Origin of the sequence: Microcoleus sp. BROC3 (assembly GCF_036702515.1) — a bacterium.
Lineage (GTDB): Bacteria > Cyanobacteriota > Cyanobacteriia > Cyanobacteriales > Microcoleaceae > Microcoleus.
In genome coordinates this window covers 56605-71031 of the sequence record NZ_JAUBTQ010000007.1, presented here as the reverse complement: position 1 = coordinate 71031, position 14427 = coordinate 56605, and the positions used below count along the sequence as shown (strand labels likewise).

12 protein-coding genes are annotated in these 14427 nt (G+C 46.0%); 9 read left to right on the top strand and 3 right to left on the bottom strand.

The genetic code is table 11. The features are described from left to right. Positions 1–36: 36 nt before the first annotated feature. Complete coding sequence (locus QUB30_RS06365; RefSeq protein WP_333330708.1) at positions 37–963, bottom strand: DMT family transporter; 927 nt, start codon at positions 961–963, stop codon at positions 37–39. 292 nt (positions 964–1255) lie between these two features. On the opposite strand from QUB30_RS06365, the gene QUB30_RS06360 reads away from it, so the two are divergent. Continuing rightward, positions 1256–2056 (top strand): SDR family oxidoreductase, encoded by an 801-nt coding sequence (locus QUB30_RS06360; RefSeq protein WP_333330705.1) that lies wholly within the window; start codon positions 1256–1258, stop codon positions 2054–2056. A 94-nt stretch (positions 2057–2150) separates the two neighbouring features. Here QUB30_RS06360 and QUB30_RS06355 read toward each other — a convergent pair whose 3' ends face one another. Next, on the bottom strand, positions 2151–2960 hold the full coding sequence (locus tag QUB30_RS06355; RefSeq protein WP_333330702.1) for a calcium-binding protein: 810 nt from the start codon (positions 2958–2960) through the stop codon (positions 2151–2153). A 206-nt stretch (positions 2961–3166) separates the two neighbouring features. Between QUB30_RS06355 and QUB30_RS06350 the strand changes: the two genes are divergently transcribed. From QUB30_RS06350 to QUB30_RS06320, 7 genes are all read left to right on the top strand, one after another. Further along, entirely contained in the window at positions 3167–4147 is a 981-nt protein-coding gene (locus tag QUB30_RS06350) for an ATP-binding cassette domain-containing protein (RefSeq protein ID WP_333330698.1), read from the top strand. 79 nt (positions 4148–4226) lie between these two features. Then, on the top strand, positions 4227–5015 hold the full coding sequence (locus QUB30_RS06345; RefSeq protein ID WP_333330695.1) for an ABC-2 family transporter protein: 789 nt from the start codon (positions 4227–4229) through the stop codon (positions 5013–5015). Positions 5016–5309: 294 nt separating this feature from the next. Then, positions 5310–7871, top strand: a complete 2562-nt coding sequence (nirB, locus tag QUB30_RS06340) for a nitrite reductase large subunit NirB (protein ID WP_333330692.1) — start codon at positions 5310–5312, stop codon at positions 7869–7871. Between the two features lie 203 nt (positions 7872–8074). Next, entirely contained in the window at positions 8075–8434 is a 360-nt protein-coding gene (gene nirD / locus QUB30_RS06335; protein WP_333237529.1) for a nitrite reductase small subunit NirD, read from the top strand. A 212-nt stretch (positions 8435–8646) separates the two neighbouring features. Next, on the top strand, positions 8647–10740 hold the full coding sequence (locus QUB30_RS06330) for a HEAT repeat domain-containing protein (protein ID WP_333330688.1): 2094 nt from the start codon (positions 8647–8649) through the stop codon (positions 10738–10740). A gap of 97 nt (positions 10741–10837) precedes the next feature. Then, positions 10838–10999: a helix-turn-helix transcriptional regulator gene (locus QUB30_RS06325; RefSeq protein ID WP_333330685.1), complete on the top strand. Its 162-nt coding sequence runs from the start codon at positions 10838–10840 to the stop codon at positions 10997–10999. 226 nt (positions 11000–11225) lie between these two features. After that, the gene (locus QUB30_RS06320) at positions 11226–11726 is read left to right on the top strand and encodes a hypothetical protein (RefSeq protein WP_333330682.1); all 501 of its coding nucleotides are present in this window, start codon (positions 11226–11228) and stop codon (positions 11724–11726) included. Here the strand turns inward: QUB30_RS06320 and QUB30_RS06315 are convergent. Then, positions 11719–12417 (bottom strand): hypothetical protein, encoded by a 699-nt coding sequence (locus QUB30_RS06315; RefSeq protein ID WP_333330678.1) that lies wholly within the window; start codon positions 12415–12417, stop codon positions 11719–11721. The genes QUB30_RS06320 and QUB30_RS06315 overlap by 8 nt on opposite strands. Positions 12418–13215: 798 nt before the next feature. Here QUB30_RS06315 and QUB30_RS06310 point away from each other — a divergent pair. Further along, a complete protein-coding gene (locus QUB30_RS06310; RefSeq protein ID WP_333330958.1) occupies positions 13216–13899 on the top strand; it encodes a hypothetical protein in 684 nt (227 codons plus the stop codon). Positions 13900–14427 lie beyond the last annotated feature (528 nt).

The window sequence follows — 14427 nt, the reverse complement described above, 5'->3', positions numbered from 1 at the left end:
GGCAACTGTAGTGGCAATGCTGAAAAATCTGAAATATTAACTGTTGACTGTGATTTTTTTTGCTCCGACGGTAGCGGTTGCTACCCCCAACAGCAGCACCGCAGCACCTGCGAGTACCGCCGACGCCGGCACTTCCCCAAACAGCAAATAACCCAACCAACTCGCCCCAACCGGTTCAAACAAGATCGCAAGAGTTACCAGAGTTGGGGAAATCTGCACTACGGCCCAGTTCAAAATGGTGTGGCCGACTAACTGAGGCAAAGCGGCCGTTAGCAAAATATAAAAATATACAATGTCGGGGTAGTTAGTATAAGTAGTGCCGAAGGCGAAGGGGAGAGGCAGCAGGACGATCGCAGCAACAGTATAAGCGATCGCGATATAGCCACCAATTCCCAGTCCCCGCCGCTGAGCTTCCCGGCCCAGCAGCAAATACAAGCTGACAGCCCAGGAACCAGCCAGAGCCAGGAAATCGCCAAGCAGTTGGCTGCTGCCAGCATGGGCTGCGCCCGCACTTCCGAGGGCGATCGCCATTCCCCCAGCCAGCGCTATAGTAATGCCAGCGATCGACATTTTGCTGAGTTTTTCCCCGAACCAGAAGCGCGACAACAGCGCTACCCAGACAGGATTAGTGGTGACGAGGGCAGTCGAGGCGGCGATCGAAGTATAAGAAAGTGAGGTAATCCAAAGGGCAAAGTGCAGGGCCAGACACAAACCCGCAGCAGCAGCATAGCGCCGAGCTCCCGGTTGCAGGGCGTTCCACTGAATTTTCCGCCAAGCCGGAAGCAGAATTAAAGCAGATAAAGTCAGGCGAGAGGCCGCGAGTACCAGACTGAAACCGAAGCCACCCGCCCCTGCTGAAAAGTTAGCCAGCCGAATTAATATCGAGGAAGTTGAGACGGCTAAAACGCCGATAATTAACACTAGGGCGATCGACCAATTCGGCGTTGGTTTCGGAAGATTCATTTTGGGGATAATTCGTAATTGGTAACTGCCTAAAGTAATATATACATAGCAATTTTTGCACAAATCTGAACTCTTTCTCTTCTCTTCTCCTCTCTTCCTACCCTTCGGCAACGGCTTCGCCGAACGTGTCCTTCGCGCCTTCGCGGTTCGTTAAAAAAAAGCCTGTTCGCGAAACAAAAAAAATCCTCTAGTAAATAATTATTAATCTAGAGCGCGCCTAAAATTACGTGACCTCTGTTATAGTTTCAATATCGCAAAAAACAAATTACCCACTTAAAATTTATAACTATCTATGGCTCCTACAGTTTTGATTACAGGCGCTTCTCAAGGAAGCGGCAAAGCAACAGCAATTTTATTTGCCAGTAAAGGTTACGATGTAATTATGGTAGCTCGCCAGCCAGAGAGATTGGCAGCAGCAGCGGCTCAAGTGCAGCGAGAAGGCACTTCCGCTGTTGCTATTCCGGGGGATGTTGGCGACATTCAACAAGTGCGCGCGCTCGTCCAAAAAGCCCTAGATGCCTGCGGCAGCATTGATGTTTTGGTTAACAATGCTGGCATTTGTCTCGCGGGGGCGATCGAGCAAACTACCTCCGAAGACTGGCAGCAATTAATGAATACCAATTTTTGGGGCTGCGTTAACACAATTCAAGAAATTTTGCCACATTTTTTGGAACGAAAAACAGGCACAATAGTCAATGTTGGTTCCATTGGCGGCAAAATGCCTTTGCCTCAAATGACTGCTTATTGTGCCAGCAAATATGCAGTAACCGGTTTAACAGAAAGTTTGCGATTGGAATTAGGGCCTCAAGGCATTCACGTTTGCGCCGTGCATCCGGGCTTGATTAACAGCGATTTTTTAGAAAGAGCTCAATTTCGCGCTCGAGACGAAGCCGCAGTCGAATTGCGCCGCCAACAAATGACCAAAATGGTGAAATCTGAGTGGGCAACTAAACCAGAAGATATTGCTCAAGCTATCTGGGATGCTGTGAAAAATCAGCGTGGAGAAGTTACCGTCGGCCCTGCTTTTTTGGCGTCGGAAGCTTATCGGTTGTTCCCCGGTTTGATGCAGTGGGCAATGGCAAAGGGCAACTGAAGAACAATCAAGATGCCTGTTCCACAAAAACTAAGTTTTTTTGTGGAACGGGCATCTGGCTAGTTCTTGAGAGATAATTAATCAATTAGCTGCTTCAAAGCAAAGAATTAGCACTAATAAAACGGCCGTTTAAATCGGCTGGGGTCACGTTCAACACAGTACCCAACAAAGCATTAGTAAAACCAAATCTAATATTAGTAGCTTCTACGCTGCCGTTGCCATCGGGATCGAGACTTTGCCGCGAGATGCCGCCCTTGGCTAAGAAACTCGTTCCCTCCGCTATAGTTGCAGGCTCGATCTGCTGCAGTCTCGGATCGTTTAAGCTATAACTTACCTGTTCCAAGGATATATTGCTGTTGGTAAATTCCACACTAATTCCAATCGAATCGTTAGACTGATCAAAATCCACAATTACCGCGTCAGGAACTTCAATTCCAACTACTCTGATTCCCGCTTGATCGACTCTAAAAACAAAGACATCGCTACCCCCACCACCTTTGTAAATATCCACATCTCTGTCGCCAATTAAAGTATCGTTGCCGTCACCGCCAACTAATAAATCAACACCTTGTCCTCCGCGCAGCAAATCATTTCCCGCACCCCCATCAAGGAAATCCCTATTTCTATCTCCTGTCAAGATATCCTCGCCAGTTTCTCCCAAAATATCGTCATCATCTTTGCCACCGTAAATAGAATCACTGCCGACACCGCCTAACAGGCTGTCTTTACCATCGTTGCCGAAAATCCGTTCTGCATCTGACGATCCCCTGACAGTATCATTGCCGCCCAGCATCCAAAGTCCCCCAGAAAAACTAGCAAGTTGTCCTGGTGCAAGTGTAATATTTTCAGAAGAATTGTCTCCTACCAAACGAGAGATGTCTGAATTATCTGGGGTGAGTACCATAGTTGTATAGTTATAATGTTTGTGCGATGCGATCGTGGATATTTTGCAATATTCTACAGCTTAGTACGGTGCGCCAGAACACAGTTACTTTATCATTGGCGATCGAGCAATCGCTGGCGCACCCTACTAGACAGCTCTATGGATTCATCTTGGCACAAGCCTGATGGAAATACCCTAGATTAAAATAAAAGTTAAAATTTGAGCCGATGCCAATTATCTTAGTTGAAGACTTGAGCAAAGTTTATCCGGTAGCCGTTAAAGAACCGGGACTTAAAGCAACAGTGCGGCACTTTTTTAACCGTACTTACCGCAATGTCAAAGCTGTTGAGGGCGTTTCTTTCAGTATTGAACCTGGGGAAGTGGTGGGGTTTCTAGGTGCTAACGGTGCGGGCAAAACTACTACGCTGAAAATGCTGACTGGTTTGATTTATCCGTCTGTTGGTACTGTGAGAGTGTGCGATCGTACTCCTTTCCGTCGCGAAGCAGATTTTCTGCAAAGAATCACGTTAGTGATGGGACAGAAACAGCAGTTAATTTGGGATTTACCAGTGCTTGACTCTCTGCGAATCAATGCCGCTGTCTACGGCATTACCGATACAGATTATCGGCGGCGAGTCGGAGAATTGACAGAGATGCTGTCGCTAGAAGGCAAGTTAAATCAGGCGGTGCGGAAGCTGTCTTTGGGCGAACGCATGAAAGCTGAATTGATGGCCGCACTAATGCACCAGCCGGAGGTATTATTTTTAGATGAACCTACTTTAGGTTTGGATATAAACGCACAGTTTAGCGTCAGGCAATTTCTGCGAGAATATAACGAGCGCTATCAAGCAACGGTGCTGTTGACGAGCCACTACATGGCTGACATTACTGCTTTGTGCAAGCGCGTTTTGTTAATCCATGAAGGTCAATTAGTTTATGATGGCAGTTTGGACGGATTGCTCGACAGGTTTGCACCTTATCGGGAAGTTCAGGTAAAATTAGCTAATCCGCTGGCAAAAGATAGCGCTTTTGCTTACGGGGAGGTAGAATCAATCGAGGGACAATCAGTGCGGTTTTTGGTCAAAAGGGAAGAGCTTACGGTGAGCGTGGCGAAAATTTTGGCGGAGTTAGAAGTGATTGATTTGACTGTTACCGATCCGCCAATTGAAGAGGTAATTGGACGAGTTTTTCGCACGGGAAAAGTGTAACATAATTCACGCATAAATTCTACTTGTAGGGTGCGCAAGGCGCACCTTAATATTGAAAAAATAAAAAAATAAAATTGACATGAAACGATTCATCAAAATTGCTCAAACTTTGCTAGTTACCTACTACGCTTATATGCTCGAATACCGGGCGGAATTGTTGTTGTGGGCGCTGTCGGGAGCTTTACCGTTTATCTTGATGGGCGTGTGGATGCAAGCAGCCGAAACTGGTCAATTCGGGCTGAATTCGCTCGACTTTACCCGTTATTTTTTAGCCACTTTCATTGTCAGGCAAATAAATGTAGTTTGGGTGATTTGGGAGTTTGAAAAAGAAGTAGTGCAAGGCAGGCTATCTAATAGATTGTTGCAGCCTCTAGATCCCGTATGGCACCACTTCTTATCTCACGTTTCCGAAAGGTTTGCGAGGCTGCCTTTTGTATTCGGATTGGTGCTGCTGTTTTTTGCACTTTACCCGCAGTCTTTTTGGCTGCCGAGTTTGGGCAGGTTTTTGCTATTTTTGTTGGTTGTCGTCTTGACTTTTTGTTTGCGGTTTCTGATACAGTATACTTTTGCGCTGTTTGCTTTTTGGCTGGAAAGGGCAAGTGCGATCGAACAATTCTGGTCTTTAATTTACCTGTTTTTATCGGGAATTACCGCGCCGCTAGAAGTGTTTCCCGCACCCGTGCGCGAAGTAGTTTTGTGGACCCCTTTTCCTTATTTGATTCATTTTCCCGCTTCAATCTTGATCGGATTGCCCGTAGATGTAGGCCGCAGTTTGCTGGTAATGTTGGGTTGGGGTGCGGTGTTTTTTGTGTGGAATCGCTGGCTTTGGCGGCAGGGCTTGAAGCAGTATTCGGGGATGGGAGCTTAAATAATAATTAAAAATTAGAAAACTGTAAGCTGCGTCACAGTAAAAAAATTAATCGTTTTATCAAAAAGACTTACGTGACGCACCCTACTTAACTGTGGAGTAAATCTAAAATCTAAAATCTAAAATCGACTGACGCACCTACTTAAGTCAACTGCAACATCATGCAAAAATGCAATCGGGAGTATTCGACAATTGCATAAATATCCATTTTTTGTATCTATAAGTACAAAAGTTTACAATAAAGTCTTATATTAATAAACCCAACGACTGATAAACGGGATAAAAGAGATTCTAATGACAGCCAAAAAAAACCTCATTGTAATCGGCAATGGCATGGTAGGTCACAAGTTCCTAGAGTTAATGGTCAGCTCGGATGCTGCCAAAAACTGGAATTTAATTACTTTTTGTGAAGAACCGCGCGTTGCTTACGATCGCGTAAACCTCAGCGGATTTTTCTCTGGCAAAACAGCGGGAGATTTGTCTCTAGTTGCACCTGGATTTTATCACGAAAACGGCATCCAAATTCATATCGGCGACAAAGCAATAGCCATCAATCGCGAACAAAAAACAGTCTCTTCAGCCAATGGTTTAGAAGTTCCCTACGACAAAATTGTTCTGGCCACCGGTTCCTATCCATTTGTGCCATCAATTACAGGCAAAGACGCTACAGGAACTTTTGTTTACCGGACAATTGACGACCTGGAGGCGATGTCAGATTACGCTAAAAATTGCAAAAAAGGTGTAGTAATTGGCGGCGGTTTGTTAGGTCTAGAATGTGCTAACGCTCTTCAAAATATGGGCTTAAAAACTCACGTTGTTGAGTTTGCGTCGCGGCTGATGCCCGTGCAAGTTGACGAAATTGGCGGGGCAATTCTCCGCAGCAAAATAGAAGAGTTAGGGGTTTCGGTTCATACCAGCAAATCAACCACAGAAATTGTCAGCGAAGATGGCAAAGTTACTAAAATGCTGTTTGCTGACGGTTCGGAATTGGCAACAGATATGATAGTGTTTTCTGCTGGCATTCGCCCCCGCGACGAAATTGCCAGAAGTTGCGGTATAGAAGTAGGAGAACGCGGTGGCATCATCATAAATGATAGCTGCCAAACCTCCGATCCTGACATTTATGCGATCGGAGAATGCGCGCTGTATCAAAATCGCATCTACGGCTTAGTTGCGCCTGGGTATACAATGGCAAGCGTAGCAGCAGATATTTTGAGCAGTGCAGCGGATGACAGGCAAGATGCCTGCACTAGCACTTTTACAGGTGCGGATATGTCCACTAAACTCAAACTTTTGGGAGTGGATGTTGCTAGTTTTGGTGATGCTTTTGCCAAGTCTCCAGATGCTAAAGAAATTGCTGTTGCTGACACCTTCCAAGGCATTTACAAAAAATTAGTTTTAAATCAAGATGGCAGCCGGATTTTAGGCGGTATTCTCGTTGGAGATGCTTCTGCTTACGGCACTTTGCTGCAATTCATGCAAAATGAAATTGCTCTGCCGCCGCATCCTGAAGATTTGTTAATGCCACCGCGATCGGGGGCAGCATCTGCTGGCTTGGGTGTGGACAGTTTGCCGGATTCGGCTCAAATTTGTTCTTGCAATAATGTCAGTAAAGGGCAGATTTGTGAAGCGATTCGCGATCGCAATTTAACTGATGTTGCCAGCGTCAAGAAATGCACTCAAGCTGGGACGGGCTGCGGCGGGTGCGTGCCTTTGGTGACGGATATTTTCAAGTCGGAGATGAAGAAAGCTGGGTTTTCTGTCAAAAATAATCTATGCGAACATTTTGAATATTCTCGTCAAGAATTGTACCATTTAGTGCGTTCTCAAACGATTAAAACCTTTGAGGAGTTGATTGAAAGACACGGCAAAGGTAAGGGTTGCGAAATTTGCAAGCCTGCTGTTGGTTCGATGCTGGCTTCTACTTGGAATGACCATATTTTAGAGAAGCCTCACGTCGGTTTGCAAGATACGAACGATTACTTTTTGGCAAACATTCAGCGCGATGGTACTTATTCGGTGGTGCCGCGAATACCGGGGGGAGAAATCACGCCGGATAAGTTGATTGTTTTGGGTGAAGTTGCCAGGGATTTTGGGCTTTATACTAAGATTACTGGCGGGCAACGGATTGATTTGTTTGGAGCTCGCGTGGATCAATTGCCCCATATTTGGCATCGGTTGATTGATGCGGGATTTGAGTCGGGACACGCTTACGGTAAGGCTCTGCGTACTGTAAAATCTTGTGTTGGTAGCACTTGGTGCCGCTTTGGGGTGCAGGATTCAACGAGTTTGGCGATCGAAGTTGAATTGCGGTATCGCGGTTTACGATCGCCCCACAAGCTCAAATCTGCTGTCTCTGGTTGCACTCGCGAATGCGCGGAAGCTCAAAGCAAGGATTTTGGGATAATTGCGACAGAGAATGGTTGGAATTTGTACGTGTGCGGCAATGGTGGTATTAAGCCACAGCACGCGGTTTTGCTGGCGACGGATATCGATAAGGAAACGCTGATTAAGTATATCGATCGATTCTTGGTTTTCTACATCCGCACCGCAGACAGATTGGAACGCACTGCTACTTGGTTGAACAAACTTGAGGGCGGGATCGAATACTTGAAACAGGTGATAATTGAGGATTCTCTGGGCATTTGTGCTGAATTAGAAGCGCAGATGGAACATTTAGTGAACACTTATCAATGTGAGTGGAAAACGACCATTGAAGACCCACAAAAGGTGCAGCGGTTCCAGCATTTTGTGAATTCCGATTTGCCCGATCCGAGTATTGTTCGTGTTGCGGAACGGGGACAAACGCGGCCTGCTAACGAACATGAAAAGGCTCTGGTTGGAGTTTCGGAATAATCGATCCCCCCTAGCCCCCCTTAATAAGGGGGGGACAAGAGTATTAATCTCGTTCCCAGGCTCTGCCTGGGAATGAATTCCGGGAGGCTCTGCCTCCTTCCGCGAGGCGAGGCAGAGCCTCGAAACGCGAGGCAGAGCCTCGAAACCTACGTTCCCAGCCGGAGACTGGGAACGAGATTGAAGTAAATTAACAGGAAAAGAAAATGGTTCAATCATTACAAGTTTCCGATACAGTAACAACTTGGGTAGATGTGTGTTCTCTGGATGCGATCGCCCCTTATACTGGAGTTTGCGCTTTAGTTAAAGGCGAACAAGTGGCGATTTTCCGAGTGGGAAACGGGGATGAAGTTTATGCGCTTAGCAATTACGACCCGTTTAGCAAAGCTTTTGTTTTGTCGCGGGGACTTGTGGGCGATCGCAACGGCACTCTCAAAGTTGCTTCTCCCATTTACAAGCAAAACTTTAGTCTCACTACCGGGCAATGTCTGGATGATGAAACGGTAAAGATTCCTACTTTTGCGGTTCGGGTTGCAGCCGATCGCGTCCAAGTAGCTGTTAGTTAGATTCAGGGGCTTAATTGTTCGATCGCCATCCGCCACCACCTAACATTTCTTTGGGTGGTGGCGGATTTTGCATTGGGACGCGACCCCGTAGTTGTGGTATAAAATGGAGTTAATCGGCGACCTACTCCAGGAAGGCTCAAAAAACTCTAAACTAATACTGGATCGGGTTTCGGATTTTTAATGCAAACAAACTCGAGGGGCAGGATATCGGTATGTTGTTAAAAAAACTTGTTTCCGAAAATAATCCCCAGACTGTAGCAGAGTTAATCCACGCACAACTCAAAATCGGTCAACTGACTTGGGGCGAACTCAACACACAAGTTTTCGGCCAGCACTGGCGGGACGAATTTTTGCACGAAGTCCTCAGAGAAATTGCAGTTAAGCTCGACAAAGAAACAGCGAGCCAAATTATAGAATATCTCATAGCTCAAAACGGTCAACAAGAAAAATTTATTAATTTGTTTTTAGCAGCGCAATGCCTGTTAAAAGTTAAAAATGATGTTAATAAAAAAACCGCCAAAAAACTGTTAAATGCTTTAAAAAAGTTATCGCAATACGGCACGGGTTTCCTAATTCTTTATCAAAGCGCTCAAGAATTGCAGGAAACTTATCAAATTCGCAATCGCTCGATAGCCGCGATCGCCCAAACTTGGAAAAACGACCCGCAAACCCTGCCTTGGCTGAAAATACTCGCTCACTCCAGTGACTGCGGCGAAGTCCGAGCCACAGCAGTCGCAGCAATAGCCCGCGGTTGGCCAGACCAGCCTGAAATTTACCTGATGCTCAAAAACCTCGCCAAATCCGATGGAAGCTGGGCAGTGCGATCGACCTGTGTGCGAGAAATGGCTTGTGGTTGGCCAGACACGAGCGATACCTTGCCGCTGCTGACTGCCTTGGCTCAGTTCGATCGAAGTCCCGCAGTCCGCACCGCAGCACTCGAACAGTTGGCCTCTAATTGGCCCGCTCGCACAGATACCTTGCTGCTGCTGAGAACCGTCGCCGAATCAGACGAAAATTTGGGAGTGCGAGTCGCAGCGTGGCAAGAAATAGCCAGAGGTTGGCACAGCCTTTTAGGCACGGCCTCCCTGCTCAAAAACCTTGCCCAGACAGGAAGTTCTATCCTGCGAACCGTAGCGGTGCGCGAGTTGGCAGCGGGCTGGCCCGCCGCAGCCGACGTTTGCCTCTTGCTGAAAACCCTAGCCGAATCCGACAGCAGCAAAGAAGTGCGGACAGCAGCCTTAGAAGAATTGGCCTCGCACTGGCCCGGCGAGCCCGACATTTACCCGCTGCTGAAAACTAAAGCCGAGTCCGACGCGAGTTCTAGCGTCCGGCGCGCAGCAGTGAAAGCAATTGCCTCTGGCTGGCCCGGGAACCCCGAAACTCTGACTTTTTTGAAAAATATAGCATTGGGCGATCGCGACGCCGACCTGCGAGAAATAGCCCTACAACAGATAGCCGCAGGTTGGCCCGACCACCCAGAAACCCTGCCCCTGCTGCAAAAAATAGCTGATTCCGAGGATTACTGGACTGTGCGGCAAGTAGTAGTGGAGGCTGTCGCCGCACTGGCGTCAGGAAGTCTCGAAGTCTTTGGCTGGTTGCAAAATCTCGCCGCGTCAGACAGACACCTGAACGTCCGAGAAACTGCGGTGGAAGAGATCGCAAAACGCTGGTCTGACCGGGGCGAGACGCTGCCTTTCCTCAAAAGCCTGGTCGAGTCAGAGCAAGATTCTCATCTGCTGAGCGTGCTGGTGCGGGCGATCGTGCGGGGGTGGCCAGACGACCCGGAAACGTTGCCTTGGCTGAAAATTCAGCTCGATTCTAGCCATGCGCTTGTCCGCCCAGCAGCCGTGCTTGAACTCGCTTACAACTGGCCCGACAATCCTGAAACTTGGATGCTGCTGGAGGCTAAAGCAGAGGGGGATGAGAGTCCGGCTGTCAGGCAAATGGCTTTGCAAAAGTTAGCCCGGGCGCGGACAAATCAGTCTCAAACTTTCGAGTGGCTCAAAAGTAGAGCTCAAAAGGATGAAGATTCGCAGGTGCGGGCGATCGCCTTGGTAGAGTTAATGCGGGGATGGAAAGACGAGCCGGGAATGTTTGAGTTTTTGCGCGATCGAACTTTGAGCGATGTTGACAGTCAAAACAGTTCTTTTCCTTACAATCCCAGATTTACAGCACTCGAAGCGATTATCGAACATTATCCCGAAAATCCGGGAGTTGTGCCTTTGTTGCGATCGCTTGCAGTTTCCGAGGCCGACGAGCAAATCCGGGCCTTAGCGGGTCGCCGCCTGCGCAGCCAAGACTGGTAAATAGCTGACAATAAGGCTTTTTCAAAAGAGGCTCAGATATGGCTTGAATACTATTGTCTGTAGACTTATAGTCTCTCCTCGTGAGATCTTTTTAGGCATGACAGACATTAATAAGGCTCTGGGTAAAGTTTTAGCTAAGCACAGAACGATAGCAAACATATCTCAAGAGGAACTTGCTGACAGAGCAGGGATTCACTGCACTTACGTTAGCCAAATTGAGCGCGGTTTGAAATCTCCTACTTTGTCCGTTTTGTTTTAAATATCAAAATCTTTAAACACCACAGCCAGTATCTTGATTGCCGAAGTGGAACAAAATATAGATGAGTTATATCATTAACCCTAAGTTTAATATTTCTTGTGGATTTGAAGTGAATGGTCAGCATATTGAATCTGCATTGCATCAAACAAATGAGTTTTTATCAACCCTTCCCTCAAGTGTTTATAAGAACATTGACTATAAAACTACAAGTTCAATTGTTGGCTAAATGTTCTGTCAGTCCATTGCAAATGTAACGGGAGCTATAGTTAACCCAATTGAAAAGGGACATCCCGATGTTATTCCTAAAGCAGGCGAAAACTCTTCGGAGGAGTTGTTGCGCAATTATCCTGTGGGTTTAGAAATTAAATGTACTGTTGGAAACATCACGAAAGGGGCCAATTTGAGGGCAGGACAACCCAGAATTAGTTCGTTACAGGGAATTATCTGGCAAGCTCATCATAGAGAAGTCAAAAAACTTCTGGGATTAGTCTGGGACTTTGTGAAGAGCGAGCATGATTTCAATTATCCGAAAATTACCGCTATATTTTATGCCGAAAATCTTGTTACTGATGACTGGGGCGAGATCAGCGGAACTGAAGGTAGAAATACTAAAGTGACGGGTATGACAGCCAGTGGAAAACAAAAGATGGGACAAGGGTGGGTAGCCCTAATTGATGAGCAGTCATACAAAAATATTTACCAAAGGATCGTGAAATTTTCTATTTAATAGCAAGCGGAAAAAGCTCAATTTGTTTGTTTGCTTTATTAGATTGGTAATAAATAACTTCCTTGCTAGTTTTACCCGCCACACCTTTGAGATATAGTAATGGTTTGAATGGCAAATAATCACCACAATGCCCTTCGCAAAATATAACTTCTCCCTTCCTATTCTTTGCCCAATCTGCCAATTCCTTGTAATTAATGAGTTTGCTACCGTATCGGTAACCTTTACCAGCGTCTTCTTTATAGGGCGGATCGATAAACCAAGTTGCTTCTATGTCAGGAGCTAATGTGTAATCCCCGCTAATAATTTTCCAATGCTTAACCTTGAATAAATTTTCCGCCATGTATCGTTTATTGATCTCCCAATTTCTCGCTAAAACAGGAGTTACTTTAATAGTCTTGTAGTGAAAAGCCATTTTGGTGGCAGCATGAATTATGTGAAGGAACTCTGAACTCTTTTCACCAACCTCTAAATCAGGGAGGCTACTAATTTTTGATGGGGTTGCCTCATCGATCAACCACTGCCAAATGTTAGTAACTCGCTCATCTCTCTCAATGAGAGTAACTTCCTTTTTCCAATTATTCCCATATAGTGAATAAGCTGCTGAACCTGCAAACGGTTCTATGACGGCATCAAAGTTAGGAGAGGGGTAATGTTTTGCTATTTGCTTTTTTCTGCCGTAGTAGTAGAACATTGGCCCTTTAATATTTGTGAACACTATAGTATTATATGACGGTGCGCAGAAGTCAAGCAATTTCAATACACGCGACCCTCACCCATCAGGGCATGGTCAAAAACTCGTTCGCGTGTTGCAGGCAATCTAGCGCCTGCCACTTCAGGGGGCGACAAGCGCCCCCGAAGCTTGACAGGCTAGGGTTTTCGCGCGATCGACCCTAGGCAAAAATTTCTGCTTATTGACAAAATATCTCCTGAGGGAAAAGAGTACCCAGTTGTGATAAAAAAGAAGGGTCCTGCTAATACCACAAGACCCAAGCCAATAATATGTTGCCATCATTCTATCATCAGATCCTCGAAAAATATCTAACCCCAGCACAATTACTTACCCTTCAAATGCTCGCGCGTGTTGTTACAGACTCAAAAAGAAGTGAGAATAGAACGATTAGCTGCCACCCTACAATTGCCGATATTGCAAAGTAGTCGCCGGCGTCACATACAACGATTTTTACAGATTAAGGCACTTAGTATACTCATATTCTGGTTCCCGATCGTTAAACAGGTGATATCCCGTCAGCTTAAAGCCGGGAGTCAATTAGTTATTGCCTTGGATAGAACCCAATGGAAAGAATACAATAGACCTCTTGCGAAAGTGCGATCGTTCAAAAAAGCGCATTTCCTCTATTCTGGACGCTGCTAGGTAAACAAGGGGCTTCTAATCTTGCCGAACAGCAACAAGTATTGCGTCCAGTTATTCGGCTACTGAAAAGATATAAATTAATCGCGATCGCCGATCGGCGATCGCGAATTTCACAGCATAGAACTGGCGCAGTGGCTGCACCGCCAGCATCTGAGCTTTGTCTTGCGTCAAAAAGGAAACACAACTTTCCGAGAAAATAGACTTGCATTTCAATCGCTCGATACTATCCCAGTACAGCCAGGAATTCATTTCTTCTATCCGAAAATTAGTTGCACGAAAAAGAAAGGTTTTTCTCGCTTTAACTTAGCAGCTTCTTGGAAACGCAAATATCGAGGTCAACAAGAAGATGAACCTTGGTATCTGCTAACAAATCTCCCGGATTTGAAAGGTGCGATGGCGTACCGCCCCGCAAGCTACGGAGTTTACAGTCAACGTTACGGCATCGAAGCAATGTTTAAAGACTGTAAAACAGGAGGATACAACCTGGAGGGATGTCAGGCATCACCTGAGAAATTAATTGCTTTGATAATTTTAATAGCTATGGCGATGACAGCGGCCTGGCTGCGAGGGAAAAGAACTCAGCTTCAAAAACAGGAAAAATATGTGTGTCGTCCTCAAGAACCCGGTAGAAATAGAAGAAGACATAGCAAGTTTTGGATTGGTTTGTATGGCGAACATTGGTTAATTGCCAGCGAATGCTGTCGGGAGTGGGTAGAATCCATGATGGGCTTAGTTCGCAATAAGCGAGCGTTTTATCAGAGGGGACTAAAAGCTATAAAGCTTATAGAACAACCGCTTTAGCCTCGTTGTCGCCCCCTGAAGCCTGCCACACCTGTTTGAGCAATTTTGACCTATTTGAAAGTGATGCAGGCAAGAGCGGGTTTAGAATACAACCTCAAGTAAACATTAAACCTGTTTAGCATCTAAAATTTAGATCCCTAAGTAGGTAGGCGGGATTAAACTGAACCATTTAAGAGTAGGTAAACATTGCTCTGTCAGCCACGTTTAGGGTTAAGGAGACTTTACAATCATTTACATAGTTGCGTTTTACAGCGCCTACCTACTTATAACTCCTGTTCTCTTTTCTTCCCTCTTCCTTCTGACTTAATAACTAACGCAAAAAATGGTTCACTGCGCTATTTGTAGAGTCTCTGGGGGCCGAGGCGCACCCTACAGATAAAGTTTGGGCGTCCAGGACTTTTCCCTCTTGCTTGTTTTTTCTTCCTTCTCAATAAAAAACCCCGGTTTCTTCAAGAAACCGGGGTTTTTCCTACCAACTAAGAGAGGAATCAAAACTTAACAGGTAGCGGTTGCCGGAATTCTGCATTT

Bases quoted from the DNA above. Each gene is read 5' to 3' on its own strand.
- QUB30_RS06320 (WP_333330682.1), top strand. From the start codon at position 11,226: ATGTTCTGTCAGTCCATTGCAAATGTAACGGGAGCTATAGTTAACCCA.
- QUB30_RS06365 (WP_333330708.1), bottom strand. From the start codon at position 963: ATGAATCTTCCGAAACCAACGCCGAATTGGTCGATCGCCCTAGTGTTA.
- QUB30_RS06345 (WP_333330695.1), top strand. From the start codon at position 4,227: ATGAAACGATTCATCAAAATTGCTCAAACTTTGCTAGTTACCTACTAC.
- QUB30_RS06330 (WP_333330688.1), top strand. From the start codon at position 8,647: ATGTTGTTAAAAAAACTTGTTTCCGAAAATAATCCCCAGACTGTAGCA.
- QUB30_RS06325 (WP_333330685.1), top strand. From the start codon at position 10,838: ATGACAGACATTAATAAGGCTCTGGGTAAAGTTTTAGCTAAGCACAGA.
- QUB30_RS06315 (WP_333330678.1), bottom strand. From the start codon at position 12,417: ATGTTCTACTACTACGGCAGAAAAAAGCAAATAGCAAAACATTACCCC.
- QUB30_RS06350 (WP_333330698.1), top strand. From the start codon at position 3,167: ATGCCAATTATCTTAGTTGAAGACTTGAGCAAAGTTTATCCGGTAGCC.
- QUB30_RS06355 (WP_333330702.1), bottom strand. From the start codon at position 2,960: ATGGTACTCACCCCAGATAATTCAGACATCTCTCGTTTGGTAGGAGAC.
- nirD (WP_333237529.1), top strand. From the start codon at position 8,075: ATGGTTCAATCATTACAAGTTTCCGATACAGTAACAACTTGGGTAGAT.
- QUB30_RS06360 (WP_333330705.1), top strand. From the start codon at position 1,256: ATGGCTCCTACAGTTTTGATTACAGGCGCTTCTCAAGGAAGCGGCAAA.
- nirB (WP_333330692.1), top strand. From the start codon at position 5,310: ATGACAGCCAAAAAAAACCTCATTGTAATCGGCAATGGCATGGTAGGT.